The sequence below is a fragment of the Vibrio marinisediminis genome, from assembly GCF_014050145.1.
Taxonomy (GTDB): Bacteria; Pseudomonadota; Gammaproteobacteria; order Enterobacterales; family Vibrionaceae; genus Vibrio; species Vibrio marinisediminis.
In genome coordinates, this window is sequence record NZ_JACFYF010000003.1 from 70,336 (window position 1) to 94,620 (window position 24,285).

Consider the following 24,285-nt stretch of genomic DNA (forward strand, 5'->3'; position numbering starts at 1 on the left):
GTGCGCTCATGAGTGCAGAGTTGTTGATCAATGTGACCCCGAGCGAAACGCGCGTGGCGATGATCGAAGAAGGGGTCTTACAAGAAGTCCATGTTGAGCGAGAAGCAAAACGAGGCATTGTAGGTAATATATATAAAGGTAAAGTCAGCCGAGTCTTGCCTGGTATGCAGGCGGCATTTGTTGATATTGGCTTAGATAAAGCCGCGTTTCTTCACGCATCAGATATCGTTCCTCATACCGAGTGCGTAGCGGAAAATGAGAAACAACAATTTCAAGTTCGTGATATTTCCGAACTGGTGCGCCAAGGGCAAGATATTGTTGTGCAAGTGGTGAAAGATCCACTTGGTACCAAAGGTGCTCGTCTTACTACCGATATTACGCTGCCTTCTCGTTATTTGGTGTTTATGCCTGGCGCAAGTCATGTGGGTGTATCACAGCGTATTGAAAGCGAGAAAGAGCGTGAGCGTTTAAAGAAAGTGGTTGGTCACTACTGTGATGACGATGGTGGCTTCATTATTCGTACCGCTGCTGAAGGCGCTGACGAACAAGAGCTATCGCAAGATGCCGCATTCTTAAAGCGTCTTTGGTCAAAAGTGAATGAGCGCCGAGCGAAATACAAAACGCGAGCCACACTTTATGGCGAGCTTGGCTTATCTCAGCGTATTCTGCGTGATTTTGTCGGTACGGAACTTACAAAGATCCTAGTTGACTCACGTTTAGAATTTGAAAATCTTAAAGAATTTACTTCTGAATACGTTCCTGAACTAACCGAAAAGCTTGAGCTGTATGAAGGTGACAAGCCAATCTTCGATATGTATGACACTGAGAATGAGATTCAGCGTTCGCTAGATCGAAAAGTTGACTTGAAATCGGGTGGTTATCTAATTATCGATCAAACAGAAGCGATGACCACGGTTGATATCAACACCGGTGCATTTGTTGGGCGTCGTAATCTTGAAGAAACCATCTTCAATACCAATGTCGAGGCGACTCAAGCGATCGCTCGCCAGCTACGCTTACGTAACTTAGGCGGCATCATCATCATCGATTTTATCGATATGATTTCGGAAGAGCACCGCAAGCGAGTGGTCACTTCACTAGAGAATGCTCTGAGCCAAGACCGAGTCAAAACCAATATCAATGGCTTTACCAGTCTAGGTTTGGTGGAGATGACGAGAAAACGCACCCGTGAAAGTATTGAACATGTACTGTGTTCTACTTGTCCAACTTGTGAAGGGCGCGGTCGCGTGAAGACTATTGAAACCGTGTGTTATGAAATATTACGTGAAATTACACGAGTGAACCGCGCATACGATGCCGATAATTTTGTTGTTTATGCCTCACCAGCGGTGGCTGATACTTTACAAGGTGATGAATCACATGCCTTGGCAGAACTTGAAGTCTTTATTGGTAAGCAAGTAAAAATTCAATCAGAACCGCTCTACGTTCAAGAGCATTTTGATGTTGTTATGATGTAATAGGAAACATGTGAGCGCGACATTCAACCGTATAGCACAAGGTCTGCTGTGGGTATTTTTGGCAGCAATGGTTATTTTAGCCATTGCTGTTACTACCCTTCGCATCACTCTGCCACAACTTAATCATTTTCAAAAAGAGATCCAAACTTGGGTAAACCAGGGGACTGGATTAGAGTTCGAAATTGGCGAAATTAGTGGTTTTTGGCGTAATACGCATCCTTCAATTTCGCTGGTCGATGTACGAGCAAAAACCCCCGAAGGAAGTGGCATAGGCTTTTCTGCACAGGCGGTGGAAGTCGAATTCGACTTATTCCAATCCTTATTTCAGTTAGAACCTGTTGTTGCTGATTTGAGCGTTCACGCGCTCAATATCGATGTTCGATCGATTCAATGGGTTGAAACCAATGACACACCTAAATTAAGTCCTCAAGGCGAGCAGCAAAATGTTGTTGAGCAACTCGATAAGTTATTGCTACGCCAGCTAGATCATTTCTCTCTTAAAGACTCAAGTGTGCAATTTACAGGTATCGATGGCACAGAGCGACGCCTTGATATTGCCCAATTGAAGTGGAACAACCAAGGTCGCCACCACGCTGCTGAAGGTGAGATAACCATTCCAGAAGCCAAGCTTAACTCACTCGATGTGAAAGCGAATTTTATGGATCATGGCTCGCTGCTGGATGTGACCGGTGAATTTTACCTTTCAGCTGAGAATATTCTTATCACACCGTGGTTAACAGAGTATTTGCAACACGAGACGGGGATAGAAAAAGGTGCCGTGAGCTTAAACACTTGGGTGACGCTTTACCACAGCAAGCCAGTGAGTGCGTACCTTGAAGTATTACCATCAGAGTTGATTTGGCAAGAAGGTGCTCGCCATGAGTTGATGTTTGAGTCTGGGGTGTTTGTTCTGGAACCCAGCGGTGAGGGATGGCAAGTAAATGCTCACTCACTAAAACTGCGTACGGACGATATAGAGTGGCCAGAGTTAGACATTGCGTTTAATTGGCAAAGCGATAAATGGCTACTTAATGCCTCTCAGCTTGATTTAGCTGCCATTTCACCATTAGTAAAATTAGCGCCAGAGTCCAGTTCGGTCTCAGAGCTACTGCAGAAGTTTGCTTTAAGTGGTCAGCTAGAAGATATTCGTGTGCAAATGGCGGATGAAATTGAGTCGATAAAATACTCCGCTAAGCTAGAGCAAGGGAAAATGCAGCAATGGGAACTCTTGCCGGGTATTAACCATCTCGAAGTTCAAGTTAGTGGTCACTATCAACAAGCTCTTGCTAAAGCGCGTATTATTGATGATGTATTACCATATGGTGATGTATTTCAAGCCCCTTTGCGTATTAAGCAGGGGGAAGTTGATCTCGTGTGGCAAAACCTGGGCGAGCAAGGTTGGCGTTTGTGGTCAGACAAAGTGACAGTCTCTACGCCGGATCTGCAAGCGTTAGGTGCTTTTAGGCTCGACTTTCCAACCAACCAAAGCCCATTTTTATCGTTTTATGCTGAAGCAGATCTGTTTAACGCCGGTGAAACTTGGCGCTATTTACCAGCGCCAGCGTTGGGGCAAGAGCTTACAGATTATCTCTCAACAGCCATTCAAGGTGGTAAAGCCGACACAGCCAAACTGCTCTGGTATGGGGAACTCGCAGATTTTCCATACCAGAAGAACGATGGCATGTTCCAAGCTTGGGTTGGTTTAAAAGACGGCACCTTTAGTTTTGATACTACTTGGCCAGCTATTACCAATCTACAGCTTGATTTACTGTTTCAAAATGACGAAATGCACCTAGATTCGCACAGTGCACAATTACGTGGCGTATATGCCAATCGAATTACTGGGCGAATTCCTGAGTTAGCCGAAAACGGTCATATTGAGATCGAAGCTTCCGTTGTCGGTAACGGTGATAAAGTTCGTGATTATATGACCGCTTCACCATTAGTCGATTCAGTTGGCGCCGCTCTGACTACGCTACAGGTCGAAGGTAAGGTTAGCTCTAAGTTCCAGCTCAAAGTGCCATTTGAAGATTTTGATACCCGAGCTTGGGGTTATGCTGAGCTCAAGAATAATCACGTTACTATTGATGCGCCACCAATGGAGTTGGATAACGTTTCTGGACGGGTTGAGTTTGATAATGATGTGGTTAAAGCGGCGGGTTTGTCAGCGAAACTACTCAATCAGCCTATCGCTATCGACTTCAATGGTGAAAGCTCGAACACAGGCTATAACGTTGACATTGATGTATTAGGTGATTGGCAGATTAAACCTCTCGCACCTTATGTCGGTGCACAATGGCTAAAACCGGTATCAGGTCATGTGCCATGGCAAAGCAATATTGATATTCAGCTCAATGATGTCGGCTTTACTTATCAGATCGATGCCAGTGCGGATATGCAGATGTTAGCCAGTGATTACCCTTATCCCTTGCAACGCACAATGGGCGAGAAAGGCAAGGCTAAATTGCAAGCATCGGGCAATCAAGAAGCTGTCGCTGCACGGCTACAATTGCCAGATTTTAAATACCAAGCTGAAATTGATATTCGCCCAGATACGCCAAAGCTTACCGCGACAAATCTCGTTTTAGGCAAAGGCAGTTTTAAGATCAGCCCGATTGTGGGGCACCATTTACAAGTGAGAAGTGCTCAGTTTGATATGGACGCTTGGTTAGACGCGTTGACTCTGCCTGAGCCACAAAAGCCATCAATATTGGCAAAACTCAATACGCCAACAATACCGACACCAGAACGTATTGATCTCAATGTAGACGAGTTAAAGCTGGCGGGTATTGCATGGAATGATGTCGATTTTGATGCTAGGCGCAAAAACTTAGGCTGGCATATGAAGTTGGACAGCCAAGAAGCGCAAGGCGAGGCAAGTTACCTTGAACCCTATGACTTGTCCGTGAAGCTAGATCACTTGCATCTCTTCTTCCCAGAACTTGAAGATCAAAATGTTCAACGTCGCAGTTTGCTTGAGGCAGAAGATCCTAGCTTACCTATGGTGACCGAATTTGATCGAAAACTGCATCAAAAACTGCCTAACATAACATTGGCAATCGACGATTTTTGGGTGCAAGGCTATAAGCTTGGTCAGGCGCATTTAGATTTACAGCGTCAAGGTAATACATTGCAATGGCGTGATCTTTCATTGAAAAGTGGTAGTAGCCAAGTCAATGTTACCGGAAGCTGGCTATTGGAAGGTGACAAGAGCACAACCAGCATGCAACTGGCTTTATCAGGTGATAATAATACCGAAGTGATGGAACGATTTGGTATTACCTCTGGTATACAGAAAGCACCGTTTGATATTCGTGCCAAACTTAAATGGGATGGGGCGCCTTGGTCACTACGAGTGAGCAGCTTGTCGGGGAATGTGCAGACAGAACTCGGCAAAGGTTTAATTTCAGATGTGAGTGGTGCTGCCAGATTATTAGGTTTATTTAGCTTAGATTCTATCATCCGTAAAATGAAACTCGACTTTAGTGATGTCTTCGACAAAGGAATGGCGTTTAACTCTATTACCGGCAGTGGTGAGATCAAAAATGGCATTTTCCTGACCAATGACATTCGGATGGATGCTGTGGCTGGTGAGATGAACATCAAAGGACTTGCCAACTTAAATAGTCGTACCGTGGATGCTGAAGTTAACTTTGTGCCTGATATTACCTCAGGTATACCTGTGTTGAGTGCGTTTGCGGTGACACCACAAACGGCACTGTATGTGTTGGCTATTACCACGGTGATCTCACCCGTTGTTGAGGTATTTACACAGGTTGATTATGAAGTAAAAGGTCCACTTGATGCGCCCGTGGTAAAAGAAGTCTCTCGTAGTAAAGGAGAGTTCAAATTACCGAAGAAGCTGCTAGACGCCGTAAATTAAGGAGGTTCACTCATGGATAGAGTTGGCTTGATACAGATGACTTCAGGTGCGAATCCTGAAGCGAATCTTGTGTATATTGAACAACAAGTAGCGGCACTTTCTGAGCAAGGTGCGACGTGGGTGATCACTCCAGAAAACGCCATTGTGCTTGGTTCTCGCAGTGATTATCACCATTACGCGGAGCCTTTAGAAAATGGTGAGATTCAAGCTCAATTATCAGAGATGGCGAAGCGCTATCAAGTCTGGCTTATTGTTGGTAGTTTCCCTATTCAGCGCGCATCAGGAGTGACCACAACCTTGTTGGTGTACAACAACGATGGGGCGTTGATGGCTCATTATGATAAGTTGCACATGTTTGATGTTGATGTCGCGGATAGCCACCAGCGTTATCGAGAGTCGGAAACATTTATGCCCGGCGGTGAGATTGTCTCAATTGAGACACCATTTGCTCACTTAGGACTGACGATTTGTTATGATGTGCGCTTTCCTCAGCTGTATGGCGAACTAGCGAAGCGAGGTGCAAATGTTATCGTTGTACCCGCAGCATTTACGGCAGTAACAGGGCAAGCTCATTGGCAGCCATTATTGACTGCTCGCGCCATAGAAACGCAATCTTGGGTTGTCGCCGTTAATCAAACGGGTATTCATCAAGGCGGACGACAAACATGGGGACATTCGATGGTGATATCACCATGGGGAGACGTTTTTGCCAGTCTAGGTGATGCCCCAAGTAATTTATTGGTCGAGTTAGACTTACAAGCAGTGACAGAGATCAGAGCGACAATGCCGGTTATGACCCATAACCGCTTTGATAGTCGAATTAAAATTTAAGAGCGAAATATGACAATTAATCACGTAGAAGAAGCCCTACTTAAACCTGCTGGTCTAACAGAGCAGGATATCGCGAGCACGCTTGAAAGCATCGCGACTCGTCAAATTGACTACGCTGATATCTATTTCCAATCCAGCTGGCATGAGTCTCTGGTTTTAGAAGATAGCATTATTAAAGATGGCTCATTTAACATTGATTGCGGTCTTGGTGTGCGCGCCGTAACAGGTGAAAAAACTGGTTTTGCTTATTCAGATCAAATTCAACTTGAAGGCTTAAAGCAAAGTGCTATTGCAGCACGTGGCATCGCGCAACAAGGTCAAAATGGCAAAGTTCAAGCGTTCAAACGCTTTGATAACCAAGCTTACTATGCCGCTGAAAACCCACTGCAATGCTGGGAAAAACAGCAAAAAACGGCACTGCTTAAAGAGCTAGATGCGTACATTCGCACGAAAGAGCCATTGATTGATGAAGTGTCTATCAGCCTAAGTGGTGTACATGAACAAATGTTGGTTGCGGCAACCGACGGCACTTATGCAGGGGATGTTCGTCCATTAGTACGCTTATCTATTACCGTATTGGCACAGCGCGGCGAGCGCCGAGAGCGTGGCAGTGCTGGTGGCGGTGGTCGTTTTAGTTATGACTATTTCTTAACGTCTCAGCAAGGTCAGCAAATTGCTTACCAATATGCAGATGAAGCCATTCGTACAGCATTAGTAAACCTAGAAGCGGATGCGGCTCCGGCAGGCACAATGCCTGTTGTACTAGGCTCAGGTTGGCCGGGTGTATTGTTGCATGAAGCGGTTGGTCATGGCTTAGAAGGTGATTTCAACCGTAAAGAGTCATCGGTATTTAGCGGTCGTATTGGCGAGCAAGTGACTTCTAAGCATTGTACGATTGTCGACGATGGTACATTGAAAGACTTACGTGGTTCATTGAATGTGGATGATGAAGGCGTTGCTGGTCAGTACAACACTCTAATTGAAAACGGCGTACTAAAAGGTTATATGCAAGACAAGCTTAATGCGCGTCTGATGGGCGTAGCGCCTACTGGTAACGGTCGTCGTGAATCTTATGCGCATTTACCAATGCCGCGTATGACTAACACTTACATGCTGCCTGGCGAGCATTCGCCAGAAGAGATCATCTCTACAGTGAAGAAAGGGCTATACGCGCCAAACTTTGGTGGTGGTCAGGTGGATATCACATCAGGCAAGTTCGTCTTCTCAACCTCAGAAGCTTACCTAATTGAAGATGGTAAAATCACTCGTCCTGTTAAAGGAGCAACCTTGATCGGCTCTGGTATCGAAGCGATGCAACAAGTGTCGATGGTGGGTAATGACCTCAGTATCGACCGTGGGGTTGGCGTATGTGGTAAAGCAGGGCAAAGCGTGCCTGTAGGCGTTGGTCAACCAACCTTGAAGATTGACTCCATTACTGTTGGTGGTACTGAATAACCAACGACCATTTAGTTTAATCTAATAAAGCAGCGCTCAGCGCTGCTTTATTGTTTTCTAGGCAGAAGATCTGTGTAGCCATAAATAAGATTGTTAAATTCCTTCTCGCTCTATAGGGCAACTCATACAACGAGCCCCACCTCGACCACGCCCAAGCTCATTACCCGGTACAGGTAAAACGGTAATGCCTGCTTTGTCATACTTTTCATTAGTGTAGACATTGCGCTCATAGCCAATCACCACGCCTGGTTTTACCGTCAGTACGTTATTAGCATCATTCCATTGTTCGCGTTCTGCTTCGTAACTATCACCCCCAGTCGTGATGATCTTTAAAGCATCAAGCCCAAGCGCTTTTTCAATTGAACCCATGAGATCATTGGTTTGATCAATTTGCATCTGACCATCTTTCTTCGATGTTAAACACCAAGTATTCATATCTTTACGTACGATTTCTGGATAGAGCGAGAAAGTATCAACATCAATATGCGTCATCACGGTATCTAAATGCATACAAGCGCGATTTTTGGGGAGCTCAGTGACGATCACTTGCTTCGCTTGTTGATGCTTGAATAACTGAGCCGCTAAATTTTCGACCCCTTGAGAGGTGGTTCGCTCAGACATGGCGATCAATACCGCGCCATTACCAATCACCAATACATCGCCACCTTCAATATTGGCATTATCATAATGAAGATCTTCATTGCCGAAATATTTGATAAAGTCTTGTCCTGCAAAAATCGGATGCCAATGATAAATCGCGCGTAGGTGATTAGTTTCGCGTTGGCGAGCGGGCATCATCATTGGGTTTAATGACACTCCGCCGTAGACCCAACAAGAAGTATCGCGAGTAAATAGATGGTTAGGCAAAGGCTCGATAGCAAAATCTAGTGAGCGATGCAGTTTCGGTAGCATTGAAGCCGATTTAAATGGTAACTCTGAATAAGCCAAACCACCCAATAGCACGCAAGCGAGATGTTCATTATCCATTTCTGCGAGGTAGTTACGAAAATCACGGGCAAACATCGGTCCGTAACGGAAATCGGAGATTTGCGTTTTAAGCAACCACTCCCGTGCGGCGGGAACATCTAAGGTTTCGACCAAGAGATCATGCAGTAACAGTACTTCGACACCTTGGCTGGTGAGTGTGTTGGCAAAGACATCGTGTTCGTCACCGGCAGCCTCTACGGCAAGCACATCATCAAAAAGCAGTTCATGGCAATTTGATGGGGTGAGGTGGGTGAGCGCACGCTCCGGTCTATGTAACAGTACTCGCTTCAATTGACCAACTTCTGAGCCGACATACAACTTACTCATTCTGTATCCTTACTTAAAGTCCTATTACATTTATGACAATGTTAATAAAAAGATGCAAGCTTGTTCTTTGAAAGTAAACTTGGTTTGAGCTGGTATTTCAAGTTCAAAATATCGCAAGGTGGGAAAATATAGAAAATAGAACTAAATAGGAATGTTAACTCAGCACAGAAATAGTGCCTGTTTATTCGCAATATCCCTATGGGCTCAATGCATTTGATGGTATTAATCCTGCCTAGCCATGCATGATATTCATGTTTAATCTCATAGAATTAGTTTTTTATTCATTATTGATTTGTTCGGATCTTATGCGTTTAGTCTTCATAGATTTGCGTTTTTCTGCATCGCAACTTTTTTGTGGAAACCACAGATTGTTCTGAAGTAACACTCTAGCTCGGATCAAAAAGTTATTTTGCTTTGTGAGTAGGATCTTCTTTATCAGCTAACTCCTTAAAATAAAGATCGTGCCAGCATCGATTCTAGGTAGTAATTTTTGTTGATCCATGCGATATTTCGTCGCGAGAAATCGTCAATATTGTTATTACACTCTGGAGCACAACTATGTCTCACGAAGATGAATATCTATCAGTAGAAGAATTAATTGAGATTCAAAAGGAAGAGACTCGCGATATTATCCAAGCATTGCTTGAAGATGGCAGTGATCCAGAAGCGTTATACGAGATCGAGCACCACCTTTTCGCTGAAAATTTCGATACGCTAGAGAAAGCGGTAGTCGAAGCATTCAAAATGGGTTTTGAAGTTCTAGAAGCTGAAGAAACTGAAGATGAAGATGGCAATAAACTGCTTTGCTGTGATGCGACAATGCAATCAGCATTGAATCCAGAAGCAATTGATGCTCAAGTGGAAAAGCTAGTTTATCTTGCTGAAAAATTCGACATCATCTATGACGGTTGGGGTACATACTATGAAGGCGAAGACGCGCTTTACCCTGAAGAAGATGAAGACGACGAAGAGTAACTTACTACGTAGAATCGTTATTCAATAGTTATTAAAAACCAGCTTTTCAGCTGGTTTTTTTATATTCGCGCTGTATCTATAGTTACTTCTATTCTCTATAATCGACTCAACTTTGATCTAGCGCAAGTTTGTATAAGATGGAACTCTCTCTCGAAGGACCCTGGCAATTATCGCCGTTGACAGATTTATCGATCCCCCAAGATGATCTCTCTTTTCCTGCCCCATTAAGTAAGATATTACCAAAGCACCTTTCAGAACAATCAATTAAAGAGCAAGAATGGCATTTGATGCATGACATTGAAGTGGATGAGGCGATGCTTGCCTTTCCGGCTATCGACTTAATTATTGCTGGTATTGATTATCATGCGGAAGTTCGAGTCAATGGCGTAGCGGTTTTTGATTGTGACATGACTCAAGCGATATATAAGAAAGATATCCGTCCATACCTTCAGTTGGGGCGTAATCGTTTTGAGATTTTGTTTCTTCAACTTGACGATGACTGGTTAATTGAAGATGACATTGATCAGGTTTGCTGCCTTGGTGCTGAAAATTCACGAAAAAGTGATGAACGAGTTGGTGTTTGGCAAGTGCCATATTTGCAGTTTATTCGTCATGTGCGTTTAGAGTATGTGGCTACGGAGCAGATTTGGCATCATGGTGGCGGCTGTGAATTTAAAGTCGATTTGCATTACACCACTTATGCTGCCGGTCTTATTTCGGCATCAATTAAATTCAATGGCATGACTTATCATCTGCCCATTGATGTGCGTAATAACCAAGCCAGTGCGCTATTTCAAATAGAAGCGCCGATCTATTTTGATACCAAGCAGCCTGACCCTGCGCATCTTTATCAATTAGAAGTGACTCTCGATCAGCAAACCCAATGCTTTAATGTTGGATTGAGTAAAGATTTGTGTGCTCAGCACTATCCAATTTAGTGGGCACAGAGCCAATTTGTTTTTTGGTCTTGTTTGCCTAACCATATCTTTTCATGGAAGTAGTACGCAAAAGTATTAATGGTCGGTTCAATTGCTGCCATGATGCCGCCAACAAAGGCATCACCGGTGAGCAGATATACGACACTGAATGCAACACTAAAATGGACAATAGCAAAGCTGGTGGTTTTGATTTTTGCATTACGAGCCAATTTTTGCAGTGATGATATCTCGTTCCAAGTGCGTTCATGGAAGTAAAAAGCAACGGTGTTTACAGATGGCTCTAGCATCGCAATCATACTGCCGATGATGATGTCACCAGTCAGTAGATAAGCGACCGTGAAGGCAATAGTGAAATGAATGCTGGCAAAAGTAAGTGTCTTTTTCATGGTTGATGTTCTTGGTCGCTGATAGTGAGCTAATTATCGAACCACAGTTAAAATAAATAAAATGGATTAAATCTGTTTGTTTGATAGGTAATAGCTATTAAAAAAGGCGCTCAATTGAGCGCCTTTTCGTTTGGCAAAATTGGCGTTTAGCCTTGGGGTTTGAGCACCAACACACTTATTGGTGCGGCTTGAACGACTTTGCTGGTGACAGAACCAAGTAACGCTTTATCGATTTTTGAACGTCTGTGGCTTGGCATGATAATTAAATCTGCCGAGAGTTTTTCTGCGTAATTCAAAATGGTTTTATAGGCTTTACCTTCAGCAATATGGACCTTGTAAACCACATCATCACTGATATGTTGTTTAGCAAACTGCTGAAGTTGTTTTTCCACGTCGAGCTTCATTTTTCGTGCAGCGTCTTTAGGAAAATAACTGGCGACCATCGACATATGCATACCGGGCAGTACATTGAGTAAATGTAATTCGGCATTAGATTGTTTCGCGTGCCAAACTGCAAGTTCAACTGCACGATCAGAGAAGCCGTTTTCATTTAAGTCTACTGGAACAAGAATTTTTTTATACATCACTTTTCTCTATTCAATCTCAATATTTGAGGACCTTTCTGCTATGCGTTCAGCGATTCCCGATGAACACGGCGTTTTTGGTTTGCAGCCATTAAAATGACTAGCAATAGGCATGGAACGAAAATCCATTCTTTCATTGGTCTATCTGCATCTTGAACTACCCAATTGATTTGCCAATCAAAATCAATACCAGATGCTTCGGCTGGGCTGCCAAATTCGACCATATCAACAATCATTCGACCGGCATCTTCGTTCAACATTAACCCCATAGAGCTGATACGCTCTTCGGCTGTCATCGCCTCATCTTCAAAGGGTAAACGAACGGTTTTTTCTACCATATCGCCTTCCAATGTCTCTCCTGAAACACGCAGTTCCAAGGCTTGACCGACATGAAGGGTTTCTACGATCTGGGCAATGTCTGTACCTGGCGATAACACTTTAGCCGGATAGACCATATCCCACCAAAACCCTGGGCGGAAAAATGAGAAGGTCAGCACTAATAGTAAAATCGTTTCCCACCACTTATTTCGAGTAAACCACCAGCCTTGAGTAGCTGCAGAGAAGAGCAACATTGCAATAATCGATGATATGACGGTCAGCATTAAGTGCCACCAAGAATCGATGCCCATCATCAAAAGCTGAGTATTAAAGATAAACATAAACGGCAATATTGCGGTTCGGATATCGTAGGTGAAACCTTGTATACCGGTGCGGATCGGGTCGGATTTAGCAATGGCGGCTGCGGCAAATGCCGCCAAACCGACCGGAGGTGTGTCGTCGGCTAAAATACCAAAATAGAACACAAATAAGTGCACGGCGATCAGTGGAATGATCAAACCATGTTGAGCACCGAGTGTTACGATCACCGGAGCCATCAGTGTTGATACCACGATGTAGTTGGCTGTAGTCGGAAGACCCATGCCAAGGATTAGGCTGATTAACGCAGTAAACATCAGCATTAAGATGACGTTACCACCAGAGATAAACTCAACAAACTCGGTCATTACCAAGCCAATACCAGTGAGCGTGACGACTCCAACTACGGTACCGGCTGCCGCCGTCGCGACCCCAATCCCGATCATATTGCGCGCACCCGTCACTAGACTCTCTGCAAGGTCAATAAAGCCTTGTTTGGTCTGCTCAGTGACGTCACCTGATTTGGAGATTAGTGCTAGTAATGGACGTTGGGTGATCAAAATAAAGATCATAAACACCGTTGCCCAAAAAGCAGAAAGACCTGGGGAGAAGCGTTCGACGGTCAAACACCAAACCAACACGACGATCGGCAGCAAATAATGCAGACCAGACTTGATGGTTGGACCGGGATCGGGCACTTCGGTGAGTTCGGCATCGATTTCAATATTGCCTTCATTTACGTATCTAGCCGATACGCTCAGTAGACCAAGGTAGGCAATGAATAGTGCCACCGTCACTATGGATGTTGCTGCGGAACCAAACACATCTTTTGTCCAACCAATACCGTAATAGACCACAGCACTCGTGACCACCAAGCCCAAAATAGTGCCGGTAAATGACAAGAGATTTTGCAGCAAAGTTGGATTGTGGCGACGTGGTAGCCCGGTCATGCCGGCTTTACATGCTTCCAAGTGGACAATATAGATGAGGGCGATATAAGAGATCAGTGCGGGTAACAGTGCCGCTTTGATCACTTCAACATAGGAAATACCCACATATTCAACCATTAAGAATGCCGCAGCACCCATGATTGGTGGCGTTAACTGACCATTGGTTGATGCCGCAACTTCGACTGCGCCAGCTTTTGTGCCGGGGAAACCGACACGTTTCATTAATGGGATGGTAAAAGTACCGGTGGTGACGACATTGGCAATTGATGAGCCCGAAACCAAGCCCGATAGACCGGAAGCAACAACGGCGGCTTTGGCCGGACCGCCCTTCATATGACCAAGCATCGAAAAAGCGACTTTAATGAAATAAGCTCCTGCTCCCGCACGTTCGAGCATTGCGCCAAATAGCACGAATAAAAATACGAATGAGGTTGAGACACCAAGAGCAACACCGAATACCCCTTCGGTGGTTAACCATAGGTGTGACATTGCTTTATTCAAGCTAGCCCCTTTATGCGCGATTACATCTGGCATGTGAGGTCCAGCAAAGGTATAGAGCAAAAAGACTGCGGCGACGACCATCAGAGGAGGTCCAAGTGCGCGGCGCGTCGCTTCTAATAGCAGCAGCATACCGATAACCGATATAACGATATCAGGTTGAGTAGGCGCGCCAGAGCGATCGGCGAGTGAAGTATAGAAAATATAGATGTAAGCGGCGGCAAAGCTACCCGCTAAAGCGAGAATCCAATCAAATAATGGAATTCTATCGCGAGGTGAACTCTTGAGTGCTGGGTAGGCGGTGAATGCTAAAAACACCGCAAACATTAAGTGAATAGAACGCGCTTCTGTGTCGTTGAGTATGCCGAAATTAAAAATGAACGGTAATGGAGAGGCATACCAAAGTTGGAATAGAGACCAACATAGTGGAACAAACCATAAAATATTTCCCGAAATTCCTTTCGGTGAGCGTGCCCCAGTATCTGCTTGGGCTACCATGTCCTGCACATCTTTCGATGGTGTAGTAGTCTGCGTCATGGAGGTTATCCTTGTTATATACGGTTCGTTATTATTTTTTATTGAACCTTGCGCTTATATCAGTGTAGTGAGTAAGCCGAATAAGCGTCAGAAAAATTGGGTATGAAAGAGTGGGATTTCAGTATTGAAACCCAAATAGAATTAGTTTTAGACGAAGAGAGTGAGCAAGGAGGGCATGCCTCCTTGCTGTTATCAGTTATTTAAGAAGACCGATTTCTTTGTAGTATTTCTCTGCACCTGGGTGTAGAGGAATAGAAAGACCGGCTTGAACCATGTCTTCTTTTTTAAGGTTTGCGAACGCAGGGTGTAGACGTTTAAAGGTATCAAAGTTTTCAAATACCGCTTTAGCTACATTGTAAGCAATCTCATCAGAAACGTTTGTCGTCGTTACCATTGTTGCGGCAACACCAAAGCTGTTTACATCTTTGTCTGTGCCACGGTACATGCCAGCTGGAACTGTACTGAATGCGTAGTACGGGTTGTCTGATACAATCTTGTCGATTGCTTCACCCGTTGCAGGGATCAGTTTTGCATCACAAGATGTTGTCGCTTCTTTGATTGAACCATTTGGGTGACCAACAACATAAACAAATGCGTCGATTTTGTTATCACATAATGCTTGTGAACGTTCTGAACCTTTAAGCTCAGACGCTAGCTTGAAGCTGTCATTTGTCCAGCCCATTGCATCCATTACAACACCCATTGTCGCTCGGTCACCTGAACCCGGGTTACCGATATTAACGCGCTTACCAGCTAGGTCTGCGACATTTTCGATACCTGAATCAGTACGTGCGATGATGTTGAAAGGTTCTGTATGTAGTGAGAATACAGCGCGCAGTTCTTTGTATGGACCTTGATCAGCAAACTTACTGGTGCCGTTGTAGCCATGGTATTGCCAGTCTGACTGAACGATACCAAAGTCCAACTCGCCAGCACGCATTGTGTTAACGTTGTAGATTGACCCGCCTGTAGACTCTACAGAACAACGGATGTTGTGATCTTTACGTCCTTTGTTAACAAGCTTACAAATCGCACCACCAGTCGGATAGTAGACACCAGTAACAGAACCTGTACCGATAGTAATGAATTCTTGTGCGTTGACCGCACCTGCACCCATAACAGCTGCGGCGATAGCACCAGCTTGGATAAGTTTGTTAAATGCCATGAATGTTCCTTCCTTTATTCATTATTAGTCCTTCAGCAAGTTTAGCTGCTAAAAGAGTTTCCTATCTTGGAAACGGCATCTTTTTCAATCCGTTTGATGAAAAAGTTGCTGAATAATACCAAAAAAACCAAAGATAATTACATAATTGTTAAAGTTTTTAGCAAAAGCAACTAGTTATTAAAATGGTGTTTTATTCTATTCGATTGGGGAAATGTCTTTTTTCTCAAGTAGTTATGATATTTGAGATCTTGGTAGGGGTTTTGGTTAAGTTGTGAAACAAATCACACCTAAAACTAGGTGTGATTGGTGAGATATGCTGTTTTGCTTGGATTTTTAACCGGCGTAATCAAACAATTCACAGACAGAATTGAATAGTTGCTCGGTCGTAATCGTGAGAGTAGGGGTAATGAAAATTGTGTCATCACCTGCGACTACACCTAAAATACCTTCTGATTTTCCTAGAGAGTCAAGTAATCGGGCGATTAACTGAGCCGCGCCAGGTCCGGTGTGGATCACCACCAACGCCGCGTTATAGTCAATATCAAGCACAAGTTCACGCAGTGAACTAGAAACTGTAGGAACGCCCAACTCTGCTGGTAAACAATAGACCATTTCCATTTTGGCATTGCGAGTTCTCACCGCACCAAATTTCGTCAACATACGTGAGACTTTGGATTGGTTGATATTCTCATACCCTTCATTTTTTAGTGCTTCAACGATGTCGCCTTGTGAACCAAAACGCTCTTCTTTTAATAGGGATTTAAAAGCGCGTACGAGGTTATCTTGTTTTTCTGTATGACGCATAGTTCTCTTTCAACTCGTAACTGAGATAAGTGCATAGTCTCGCATAGCCATGCACTTTGTGCCAGTTTGTGGCAAAAATTATCTTCATAATGTGAGCAAAGAATTGGCACTCTTTGTTGACACTTTTCGTACTTAAAAGCTTGTTGGAAAAAGGATTTCTCATGCTATGATTCGCCGCTTTGTAGCACGTTAAAAGTGAATTGCGTAGCGTCGCAAAGATGACGTTAAATAATTGTAATTCTACGTTAAATGCTATAGCGTATTTAACCAACGTGTTTACAAATTACTCTACCAAAATATAGAAGAGACTACCTCTCAAGGAGAACTACGATGAAAGTAGCCGTAATTGGTGCCGCTGGAGGCATCGGACAAGCCCTAGCCCTATTGCTTAAGAACCGCCTTCCTGCTGGCTCAGACTTAGCGCTTTATGACATAGCTCCTGTTACTCCAGGCGTTGCCGCTGATCTTAGCCATATACCAACACCTGTTTCGATTAAAGGTTATGCGGGAGAAGATCCAACACCAGCACTAGAAGGTGCGGATGTTGTCTTGATTTCTGCTGGTGTCGCGCGTAAGCCAGGTATGGATCGTGCGGATCTTTTTAATGTCAATGCTGGCATCGTTAAGGCTTTGGCGGAAAAAATTGCGGTGGTATGTCCAAAAGCATGTATTGGTATCATTACTAACCCAGTAAATACGACAGTGCCAATTGCTGCTGAAGTATTGAAAAAAGCGGGTGTGTACGACAAGCGTAAACTATTTGGTGTTACAACACTGGATGTGATTCGTTCTGAAACGTTTGTAGCGGATCTTAAGGATAAAGATCCAGGTGACATTCGTGTACCAGTTATTGGTGGTCACTCTGGTGTGACTATTTTGCCGCTTCTTTCTCAGGTTGAAGGTGTTGAGTTCAGCGATGAGGAAGTTGACGCATTAACTAAGCGTATTCAAAACGCGGGTACTGAAGTCGTAGAAGCAAAAGCGGGCGGTGGTTCTGCAACACTTTCTATGGGTCAAGCCGCGTGCCGTTTTGGTCTCTCTTTAGTGAAAGCCCTACAAGGTGAGGAAAATGTCGTTGAGTGTGCTTATGTAGAAGGTGCTGGTGAGCATACTTCATTCTTTGCTCAACCAATCAAACTTGGTAAAGATGGTGTGGAAGAAGTACTAAGCTATGGTGAACTAAGTGCTTATGAAAAAGCAGCATTAGATGGCATGCTAGAAACACTAAGTGGTGATATTCAAGTCGGTGTCGACTTCGTTAAATAATCGACCTCTTAATATAAAGAAAAAAGCCGACTGTTATTCAGTCGGCTTTTTTGACAACCAAAAAAGGCAAGCTGAGTGGCTTGCCTTTTTAATGCAATCAATTTAGTTGGTTTGACCGCGACTTATTTACTGCGATGAACAGATAGGTGAGCAAGGGTGATGAGCGCTTGCTTATACTCTGATTCAGCAAGTACCGATAATTCAGCAATGGCTTTGTCTGCTTCGTCAATCGCTTTAGCGCGAGTGTATTCCAAAGATCCTGCTTGATCCATTGCCGATAGAATGTCATCTAAACGATCCATGCCGTTAGACTGCTCGATCGCTTCACGGATCATTGCTGCTTGTTCTGCAGTACCATTTTGCATCGCATGAAGTAAAGGTAGAGTCGGTTTGCCTTCTGCGAGGTCATCACCAACGTTTTTACCCATCTCTTCACCATCGGCGGTGTAGTCCATCACATCATCGATCAGTTGGAATGCGGTACCTAAGTACTTGCCGTAGTTTTGCAGTGCGATCTCTACTTCAGATGGAGCGTCAGTCAAGATTGCTCCGATCTGGGTTGCCGCTTCAAATAGACGTGCGGTTTTTGAGTAGATAACTTGCATATAGCTTTCTTCAGTCGTATCCGGGTCATTACAGTTCATTAACTGTAAAACTTCCCCTTCAGCGATGATATTTACAGCATCACTCATGAGCTTGAGAATTTTCATCGAACCGAGCTCGGTCATCATTTGGAATGAACGAGTGTAAATGAAGTCTCCAACCAATACGCTAGCAGCATTACCGAATGCAGCATTGGCTGTTGCTTTACCACGACGCATATCGGACTCATCGACCACATCATCGTGCAACAAGGTTGCTGTGTGGATGAACTCAATAAAGGCTGCCGCCGTTGTGTGTGCACTTCCTTGATAACCAAGCGCACGGGCTGACAATATCGCTAAAAGCGGACGTAGACGTTTACCGCCGCCACTGACGATATAAAAACCAAGTTGATTGATTAGAGATACATCAGAGTTGAGCTGGGCTTGAATAGTTTCGTTCACTTTTGCCATGTCGTCGGCAGTAAGCGCTTGGATAGCTTTAAAATCCATTGTAATTCCGGCTGAGGTTAGAACCTGTCTGGTGTCTTTATCTTCTTAATAGATGAATAATACACTAAAAAACGTTGATAAATACATGCTTTGAGGGCATGATCTCGGCACTTTTAATTGGCGACTAGCTTTTCGCCAATTTTTTCAAAATATGGCTTGTCATAGTGGCATCTATTCTGTAGAATCTGCGCCCTATTGATGATTAGTTTAGCGCACACCCTAGCTCATTATGTATGCAGGCTGTGCGGAAAAAGCGGAGTAAAATATGTACGCTGTTTTCCAATCTGGTGGTAAACAACACCGTGTAAGCGAAGGTCAAACTCTTCGTTTAGAAAAATTAGACGTTGAAACTGGTGCAACTGTTGAATTTGATAAAGTTCTACTAGTTGCTAACGGTGAAAACATTCACGTTGGTGCACCTCTTGTTGAGGGTGGCAAAGTTGTAGCTGAAGTTGTACAACACGGTCGTGGCGATAAAGTTAAAATCGTTAAGTTCCGTCGTCGTAAGCACTCTCGTAAGCAGCAAGGTCACCGTCAGTGGTTCACTGAAGTGAAAATCACTGCAATCAACGCTTAATCGAATTAGGAGAGCTTAACAATGGCACACAAAAAAGCTGGTGGTTCTACTCGTAACGGCCGCGATTCAGAAAGCAAACGCCTAGGTGTTAAACGTTTCGGTGGCGAGTCTGTTCTTGCAGGTAACATCATCGTTCGTCAACGTGGTACTAAATTCCACGCTGGTAACAACGTAGGCCTTGGTAAAGACCACACTCTTTTCGCTCTTACTGAAGGTAAAGTGAAATTTGAAGTGAAAGGTCCTAAGAACCGTAAATTCGTAAGCATCGAAGCTGCTGAGTAATCACACTTCTAGCTTAGAATTTGGTTTCTAGCTGAATTTAAAAGCCCTGCCGATTCGGCGGGGTTTTTTATTTTTAGCAGGGGTAAATAACCAGAGGCTTTTAATTGGTCATCAACCATTATTGAAAAAACCTCTCGTTATTTGGTCCAAAGTAGAGCGACCCAAGATCTCAGGTGATCGATCTGTATATGGGATCTGCTAGAATTTATATCATTATCAATTAGCTCAAATTAGCCTTGTAGATGATATCGCAACGCACAAAATGCGGAGTAACAGATGAAATTCGTTGATGAAGCGGTAGTTAAAGTTCAAGCCGGCGATGGCGGTAGTGGTGTAGTGAGTTTCTGGCGTGAGAAATTCATTACCAAAGGTGGTCCTGACGGTGGTGATGGTGGCGACGGCGGTGATATTTATATTCAAGCTGACGAAAACCTTAATACCCTAATCGATTATCGTTTCCAGCGCTTCTATGAAGCAGAACGTGGCGAAAATGGTCGCGGTGGTAACTGTACTGGTAAGCGTGGTAAAGATAAGGTGCTACGCGTACCTGTTGGTACACGTGCAGTCGATATCCACACCAATGAAATCGTGGCTGAAGTAGCTGAACACGGCAAGAAATTGATGGTTGCTAAAGGCGGCTGGCACGGTCTTGGTAACACGCGTTTTAAATCTTCAGTAAACCGCGCTCCGCGTCAGAAGACACTAGGTACTAAAGGCGAAGTTCGTGAATTGCGTCTTGAGCTATTGTTGTTGGCTGATGTTGGTATGCTTGGTTTGCCTAATGCAGGTAAATCAACCTTCATTCGCGCAGTTTCAGCAGCAAAACCAAAAGTGGCAGATTATCCGTTTACGACGTTAATCCCAAGCTTAGGTGTGGTGAGTGTGGTACCTGAAAAGAGCTTTGTGGTTGCCGATATTCCTGGTTTGATTGAAGGTGCCGCGGATGGTGCTGGTCTAGGTATCCGTTTCCTTAAGCACTTAGAACGTTGTCGCGTATTGCTACACATGATCGATATCATGCCGGTTGATCAATCTGATCCGATCCAAAATGCATTGACGATCATTGATGAACTTGAGCAATACAGTGAGAAACTTGCTGATAAGCCACGTTGGTTGGTCTTCAACAAAGTTGATCTGATGCCTGAAGAAGAAGCGGATGAAGTAATTCAAGGTATTTTGGATGCGCTTGGTTGGGAAGAAGATTACTTTAAGATCTCTGCTGTAAATAGACAGGGTACCAAAGAGCTTTGTTACAAACTGGCTGACTTCATGGAAACTCTTCCTCGTCATGAAGAAGTGATCACCGAAGAAGAGAAAGTTGACTTCATGTGGGACGATTACCATAAAGACGCGATGTCAGGTAAAGACGTTATTACAGAAGATGACGAAGATGATGAAGACTGGGACGACGAAGAAGATGACGGTCACGTAGTCTACGTTCGCGATTAATCCTCAAATAGATTTGAAAGCCGCAATTAAATTGCGGCTTTTTTACGTCTAAATTCAAATTGCGTTTTAAATCAAAGTTATTTGTAGCAAATTTAGTCACAATGTCAGCCCCTCGAATATAGAGCCTTGGTTTAGGGAGTTGTTAAATCAGTATGGATACAAAGCAAAGGGCTGTGTCGCGCTTAATTGCACAAGCTGGCCAAATGCTACTTGCCCATGGCGCGGAAAGTGCGTTAGTGGGAAGCATCATGGAACGAATCGGATTAGCGTGCGGAATGGATGAAGTAGAGGTATCTCTTTCTGCAAGCTCATTGGTTGTTACAACCGTCAACCGTGGACACTGTATAACGACCGCAAGGCGCTGTGCTGACCGTGGTATTAACATGCGGGTCGTCACGCAAGTTCAGCGCATTTGTATTATGCTTGAACGCGGGATCATTGATGATTATCTCGCCCAGCATAAACTGAATCAAATTAGCCCTGAGCGCTACAACCGGTGGTTAGTAGTGGTAATGATTGGTTTGTCTTGTGCGGCTTTTGCCCGTCTTGCTGGAGGGGATTGGTCAGTATTCAGCATGACATTTGTCGCTTCTGCGGTTGGCATGATTGTTCGCCAAGAAATTGGTCATCGACACTTTAACCCACTACTCAATTTCACTGTAACGGCTTTTGTGACAACCGCAATTTCAGTTCAAGCCTACATCTATGATATCGGCAATTTACCTACTTTGGTTATGGCCTCTTCTGTGCTGATGTTGGTTCCCGGGGTTCCGTTGATTAACTGTGTAGCAGATATGCTCAAAGGTTATGTGAATATAGGCATTGCTCGCTTTGTCATGGCGAGTTTGTTAACGCTGGCAACTTGCTTGGGGATTATTGCCGCGATGAGTGTGTTTGATGTTTGGGGGTGGTTACTATGACGCTGACGGATTTGCTGATTGGGCTTCTCAATGACATGTTTTTTGCTTCGATTCCCGCAGTAGGCTTTGCTTTGGTATTTAACGTACCTGTTAAAGCGCTAAAATATTGTGCGCTGGGCGGAGCGATTGGGCATGGTTCGCGTTATTTGATGATGCATTTTGGTATTCCAATTGAATGGGCGACCTTTTTTGCAGCCACGTTTGTTGGCATGATAGGTGTTCATTGGTCACATAAACTGCTTGCTCACCCGAAAGTCTTTACTGTTGCCTCTTTGATCCCTATGGTGCCCGGAGTGTATGCGTTTAAAGCAATGATCGCTCTGGTTGAGCTTAACCATCGTGGTTTTGAGCCGCAATTGTTAGAGATGTTGGCAACCAACTTTTTGAAAGCAATGTTCATCATCGCTGGATTAGCGGTTGGCTTAGCAATGCCAGGCTTGTTATTCTACCGTCGTCGTCCGATTGTTTAGGCGATAAAGCTTAGCGAAAATAGGAATAACATAATGATTATTAGCATGATTGCCGCGATGGCAGACGAGCGTGTTATTGGCAAAGACAATCAAATGCCGTGGCATTTGCCCGCCGATTTTGCTTGGTTTAAGCGTTGTACATTGGGCAAGCCAGTAGTGATGGGACGTAAAACCTATGACTCAATCGGTCGTCCATTACCTGGTCGGCAGAATATTGTTATCAGCCGTGACCATAACCTATCCATCGAGGGTGTGATAACGGTGACGTCAATTGATCAGGCGCTACAAGTGGCAGGTGATGCTGACGAAGTGATGATTATTGGCGGTGGGGCAATTTACGCGGCTTGCTTGCCACTAGCGAATAAGCTCTACATCACGCATATTGAGGCTAAGATTGATGGCGACACGCAATTCCCTGCTTGGGATGATGCTTTTGTTGAGTGCCATTCAGAAAGCTATCTTGCAGATGAAAAGAATGCCTACGATATGCGCTTTGTGATTTTAGAAAAAAGCATTTAATTTCAGTGGCTGGAGTGACCTCCAGCCATCTTCTTTACAGCGCGGGTTGAACAAAGAATTGTTTGTCTTCCCAACGTAGCATCGTCAATGAGCCACCCCATACACAGCCAGTATCTAGACCAATTTCAGTACCGCTTGTATGCCCTTCAAGTGCCGCCCAATGCCCAAATAACACCGTTTTATCGAGTGCAATTCTGCTTGGAAGATCAAACCATGGCATGAGTTGATCATTGTCGATTTCGTTTGGTGGAAGTTTGCACTCCATATCTAAGCGGGCATCAGCAAAACAAAACCGCATACGAGTAAAGGCATTGATGGTGTAACGGTAACGGTCGATACCTTGTAATTGATCAAGCCACTGGTCGGGTTGATTGGAATACATGTTCTTAATTAACCAATGCCAATTGTCGCTTTGTAGAATTTGCTCCACTTCTTGAGCGCACGAGCGAGCGGTAGCTAGATCCCATTGTGGTGAGATACCAGCATGGCACATGACAAATTCATCATGTTCTGCCAATAGGGGTTGATGACGTAGCCACGTCAGTAGTTCATCTTTATCTGCTGCAGAAAAAATGGCTGCAGTTTGATCTTTCTCTTTAACGCGGTGGATCCCTAAGGAGACAGCAAGTAAGTGGAGATCATGGTTACCCAATACGATGCGAGCACTCTCACCAAGTTGTTTAACAAAGCGTAGGGTTTGTAAAGATTTAGGTCCACGCGCGACTAAGTCACCAGCGATCCACAGTTGGTCATGGGATGGGTTAAATTGGACAGTAGTGAGCAATAGCTTGAGTTCATCAAGGCAGCCCTGTATGTCACCAACAATGTATGTAGCCACTGAGTTTTCCTAGTTTAAAATATTGGGGATAGCGAGGCTAAACGGTTCTATTTCGGCACTAAATTCCTGACCTTTACTGTCTAACATGATGTAGTGTCCTTGCATCACGCCTACCGGAGTTTCAATCGCGGTACCGCTGGTATAAGTGTACTCATCGTTGCCTTCAATAAAGGGCTGCTGACCGACCACACCTTCACCTTCTATGGCGAGTTTCTTGCCGTTTGCATCGGTAATGAGCCACCGACGGCTGATCAATTGCACGGTTTCGGTGCTGAGGTTTTTGATGGTAATGAGGTAAGCAAAGATGTATCGATTGGAGTCTGGATCCGATTGTTCAGCAATGTATCGGCTATGAACTTGGATTTTTATACAAGGTTGAGATATATCCATATAAGCTCCTCGTACAGTCAAAAGAAAAGGGCGCTAATGCGCCCTT

Annotated in this window: 22 protein-coding genes; 13 read left to right on the plus strand and 9 right to left on the minus strand. The window is 44.2% G+C overall.

All coding sequences use genetic code 11. The features are described 5' to 3' along the window. Positions 1-8 precede the first annotated feature (8 nt). Genes rng through tldD form a run of 4 tightly spaced genes read left to right on the plus strand, consistent with a single transcriptional unit; the run spans position 9 to position 7,647 of the window. Positions 9-1,478, plus strand: a complete 1,470-nt coding sequence (rng, locus tag H2O73_RS07175) for a ribonuclease G (protein ID WP_182108038.1) — start codon at positions 9-11, stop codon at positions 1,476-1,478. A gap of 10 nt (positions 1,479-1,488) precedes the next feature. Further along, the gene (locus tag H2O73_RS07180) at positions 1,489-5,361 is read left to right on the plus strand and encodes a YhdP family protein (RefSeq protein WP_182108040.1); all 3,873 of its coding nucleotides are present in this window, start codon (positions 1,489-1,491) and stop codon (positions 5,359-5,361) included. A 12-nt stretch (positions 5,362-5,373) separates the two neighbouring features. Beyond that, positions 5,374-6,192, plus strand: coding sequence for a carbon-nitrogen hydrolase family protein (locus tag H2O73_RS07185; RefSeq protein WP_182108042.1), 819 nt, complete (start codon positions 5,374-5,376; stop codon positions 6,190-6,192). Positions 6,193-6,201: 9 nt separating this feature from the next. Beyond that, positions 6,202-7,647, plus strand: a complete 1,446-nt coding sequence (tldD, locus tag H2O73_RS07190) for a metalloprotease TldD (protein WP_182108044.1) — start codon at positions 6,202-6,204, stop codon at positions 7,645-7,647. A 93-nt stretch (positions 7,648-7,740) separates the two neighbouring features. Here tldD and arcA read toward each other — a convergent pair whose 3' ends face one another. Beyond that, the gene (arcA, locus tag H2O73_RS07195) at positions 7,741-8,961 is read right to left on the minus strand and encodes an arginine deiminase (protein WP_182108046.1); all 1,221 of its coding nucleotides are present in this window, start codon (positions 8,959-8,961) and stop codon (positions 7,741-7,743) included. Positions 8,962-9,519: 558 nt separating this feature from the next. Here arcA and rraB point away from each other — a divergent pair. Both rraB and H2O73_RS07205 read left to right on the plus strand, forming a co-directional pair. Further along, positions 9,520-9,936 (plus strand): ribonuclease E inhibitor RraB, encoded by a 417-nt coding sequence (gene rraB / locus H2O73_RS07200; protein ID WP_182108048.1) that lies wholly within the window; start codon positions 9,520-9,522, stop codon positions 9,934-9,936. A gap of 137 nt (positions 9,937-10,073) precedes the next feature. Continuing rightward, positions 10,074-10,874, plus strand: a complete 801-nt coding sequence (locus tag H2O73_RS07205) for a glycosyl hydrolase 2 galactose-binding domain-containing protein (protein ID WP_182108050.1) — start codon at positions 10,074-10,076, stop codon at positions 10,872-10,874. Here the strand turns inward: H2O73_RS07205 and H2O73_RS07210 are convergent. From H2O73_RS07210 to argR, 5 genes are all read right to left on the minus strand, one after another. Continuing rightward, positions 10,871-11,260 carry a DUF2061 domain-containing protein gene (locus tag H2O73_RS07210; protein WP_182108052.1) on the minus strand — a complete coding sequence of 130 codons (390 nt, stop codon included), beginning with the start codon at positions 11,258-11,260 and terminating at the stop codon, positions 10,871-10,873. The genes H2O73_RS07205 and H2O73_RS07210 overlap by 4 nt on opposite strands. Before the next feature lie 146 nt (positions 11,261-11,406). Then, the gene (locus H2O73_RS07215; protein WP_182108054.1) at positions 11,407-11,844 is read right to left on the minus strand and encodes a universal stress protein; all 438 of its coding nucleotides are present in this window, start codon (positions 11,842-11,844) and stop codon (positions 11,407-11,409) included. A 41-nt stretch (positions 11,845-11,885) separates the two neighbouring features. After that, positions 11,886-14,465: a TRAP transporter permease gene (locus tag H2O73_RS07220; protein ID WP_182108056.1), complete on the minus strand. Its 2,580-nt coding sequence runs from the start codon at positions 14,463-14,465 to the stop codon at positions 11,886-11,888. A gap of 196 nt (positions 14,466-14,661) precedes the next feature. Beyond that, a complete protein-coding gene (locus tag H2O73_RS07225) occupies positions 14,662-15,630 on the minus strand; it encodes a TAXI family TRAP transporter solute-binding subunit (protein ID WP_182108058.1) in 969 nt (322 codons plus the stop codon). A gap of 333 nt (positions 15,631-15,963) precedes the next feature. Next, on the minus strand, positions 15,964-16,434 hold the full coding sequence (argR, locus tag H2O73_RS07230) for a transcriptional regulator ArgR (protein ID WP_182108060.1): 471 nt from the start codon (positions 16,432-16,434) through the stop codon (positions 15,964-15,966). Between the two features lie 330 nt (positions 16,435-16,764). On the opposite strand from argR, the gene mdh reads away from it, so the two are divergent. Beyond that, on the plus strand, positions 16,765-17,700 hold the full coding sequence (gene mdh, locus H2O73_RS07235) for a malate dehydrogenase (protein WP_182108062.1): 936 nt from the start codon (positions 16,765-16,767) through the stop codon (positions 17,698-17,700). A 122-nt stretch (positions 17,701-17,822) separates the two neighbouring features. On the opposite strand, the gene ispB is transcribed toward mdh, so the two are convergent. Then, complete coding sequence (gene ispB / locus H2O73_RS07240; protein WP_182108064.1) at positions 17,823-18,794, minus strand: octaprenyl diphosphate synthase; 972 nt, start codon at positions 18,792-18,794, stop codon at positions 17,823-17,825. A 265-nt stretch (positions 18,795-19,059) separates the two neighbouring features. On the opposite strand from ispB, the gene rplU reads away from it, so the two are divergent. From rplU to folA, 6 genes are all read left to right on the plus strand, one after another. Next, the gene (gene rplU, locus H2O73_RS07245) at positions 19,060-19,371 is read left to right on the plus strand and encodes a 50S ribosomal protein L21 (RefSeq protein ID WP_075649412.1); all 312 of its coding nucleotides are present in this window, start codon (positions 19,060-19,062) and stop codon (positions 19,369-19,371) included. Between the two features lie 21 nt (positions 19,372-19,392). Next, positions 19,393-19,653, plus strand: a complete 261-nt coding sequence (gene rpmA / locus H2O73_RS07250) for a 50S ribosomal protein L27 (protein ID WP_005593148.1) — start codon at positions 19,393-19,395, stop codon at positions 19,651-19,653. A 276-nt stretch (positions 19,654-19,929) separates the two neighbouring features. Continuing rightward, positions 19,930-21,102: an Obg family GTPase CgtA gene (gene cgtA, locus H2O73_RS07255; RefSeq protein WP_182108066.1), complete on the plus strand. Its 1,173-nt coding sequence runs from the start codon at positions 19,930-19,932 to the stop codon at positions 21,100-21,102. A gap of 152 nt (positions 21,103-21,254) precedes the next feature. Continuing rightward, positions 21,255-22,022, plus strand: coding sequence for a threonine/serine exporter family protein (locus H2O73_RS07260; protein ID WP_182108068.1), 768 nt, complete (start codon positions 21,255-21,257; stop codon positions 22,020-22,022). Beyond that, the gene (locus H2O73_RS07265; RefSeq protein ID WP_182108070.1) at positions 22,019-22,492 is read left to right on the plus strand and encodes a threonine/serine exporter family protein; all 474 of its coding nucleotides are present in this window, start codon (positions 22,019-22,021) and stop codon (positions 22,490-22,492) included. The genes H2O73_RS07260 and H2O73_RS07265 overlap by 4 nt, the downstream gene beginning before the upstream one ends. A 33-nt stretch (positions 22,493-22,525) precedes the next feature. Next, positions 22,526-23,011, plus strand: a complete 486-nt coding sequence (gene folA / locus H2O73_RS07270; protein WP_182108089.1) for a type 3 dihydrofolate reductase — start codon at positions 22,526-22,528, stop codon at positions 23,009-23,011. A gap of 34 nt (positions 23,012-23,045) precedes the next feature. Here the strand turns inward: folA and apaH are convergent, their stop codons facing one another. Both apaH and apaG read right to left on the minus strand, forming a co-directional pair. After that, positions 23,046-23,849, minus strand: a complete 804-nt coding sequence (gene apaH, locus H2O73_RS07275) for a bis(5'-nucleosyl)-tetraphosphatase (symmetrical) ApaH (protein ID WP_182108091.1) — start codon at positions 23,847-23,849, stop codon at positions 23,046-23,048. Positions 23,850-23,858: 9 nt separating this feature from the next. Beyond that, positions 23,859-24,239, minus strand: coding sequence for a Co2+/Mg2+ efflux facilitator ApaG/CorD (gene apaG / locus H2O73_RS07280; protein WP_182108093.1), 381 nt, complete (start codon positions 24,237-24,239; stop codon positions 23,859-23,861). Positions 24,240-24,285 lie beyond the last annotated feature (46 nt).

What these genes read in the sequence shown, in the direction of transcription:
- ispB (WP_182108064.1), bottom strand. Translation starts at nt 18,794, where the DNA reads ATGGATTTTAAAGCTATCCAAGCGCTTACTGCCGACGACATGGCAAAA.
- H2O73_RS07260 (WP_182108068.1), top strand. Translation starts at nt 21,255, where the DNA reads ATGGATACAAAGCAAAGGGCTGTGTCGCGCTTAATTGCACAAGCTGGC.
- rpmA (WP_005593148.1), top strand. Translation starts at nt 19,393, where the DNA reads ATGGCACACAAAAAAGCTGGTGGTTCTACTCGTAACGGCCGCGATTCA.
- argR (WP_182108060.1), bottom strand. Translation starts at nt 16,434, where the DNA reads ATGCGTCATACAGAAAAACAAGATAACCTCGTACGCGCTTTTAAATCC.
- folA (WP_182108089.1), top strand. Translation starts at nt 22,526, where the DNA reads ATGATTATTAGCATGATTGCCGCGATGGCAGACGAGCGTGTTATTGGC.
- H2O73_RS07210 (WP_182108052.1), bottom strand. Translation starts at nt 11,260, where the DNA reads ATGAAAAAGACACTTACTTTTGCCAGCATTCATTTCACTATTGCCTTC.
- arcA (WP_182108046.1), bottom strand. Translation starts at nt 8,961, where the DNA reads ATGAGTAAGTTGTATGTCGGCTCAGAAGTTGGTCAATTGAAGCGAGTA.
- cgtA (WP_182108066.1), top strand. Translation starts at nt 19,930, where the DNA reads ATGAAATTCGTTGATGAAGCGGTAGTTAAAGTTCAAGCCGGCGATGGC.
- H2O73_RS07225 (WP_182108058.1), bottom strand. Translation starts at nt 15,630, where the DNA reads ATGGCATTTAACAAACTTATCCAAGCTGGTGCTATCGCCGCAGCTGTT.
- H2O73_RS07185 (WP_182108042.1), top strand. Translation starts at nt 5,374, where the DNA reads ATGGATAGAGTTGGCTTGATACAGATGACTTCAGGTGCGAATCCTGAA.
- H2O73_RS07205 (WP_182108050.1), top strand. Translation starts at nt 10,074, where the DNA reads ATGGAACTCTCTCTCGAAGGACCCTGGCAATTATCGCCGTTGACAGAT.
- rraB (WP_182108048.1), top strand. Translation starts at nt 9,520, where the DNA reads ATGTCTCACGAAGATGAATATCTATCAGTAGAAGAATTAATTGAGATT.
- rng (WP_182108038.1), top strand. Translation starts at nt 9, where the DNA reads ATGAGTGCAGAGTTGTTGATCAATGTGACCCCGAGCGAAACGCGCGTG.
- rplU (WP_075649412.1), top strand. Translation starts at nt 19,060, where the DNA reads ATGTACGCTGTTTTCCAATCTGGTGGTAAACAACACCGTGTAAGCGAA.
- H2O73_RS07215 (WP_182108054.1), bottom strand. Translation starts at nt 11,844, where the DNA reads ATGTATAAAAAAATTCTTGTTCCAGTAGACTTAAATGAAAACGGCTTC.
- mdh (WP_182108062.1), top strand. Translation starts at nt 16,765, where the DNA reads ATGAAAGTAGCCGTAATTGGTGCCGCTGGAGGCATCGGACAAGCCCTA.
- tldD (WP_182108044.1), top strand. Translation starts at nt 6,202, where the DNA reads ATGACAATTAATCACGTAGAAGAAGCCCTACTTAAACCTGCTGGTCTA.
- apaG (WP_182108093.1), bottom strand. Translation starts at nt 24,239, where the DNA reads ATGGATATATCTCAACCTTGTATAAAAATCCAAGTTCATAGCCGATAC.
- H2O73_RS07220 (WP_182108056.1), bottom strand. Translation starts at nt 14,465, where the DNA reads ATGACGCAGACTACTACACCATCGAAAGATGTGCAGGACATGGTAGCC.
- H2O73_RS07265 (WP_182108070.1), top strand. Translation starts at nt 22,019, where the DNA reads ATGACGCTGACGGATTTGCTGATTGGGCTTCTCAATGACATGTTTTTT.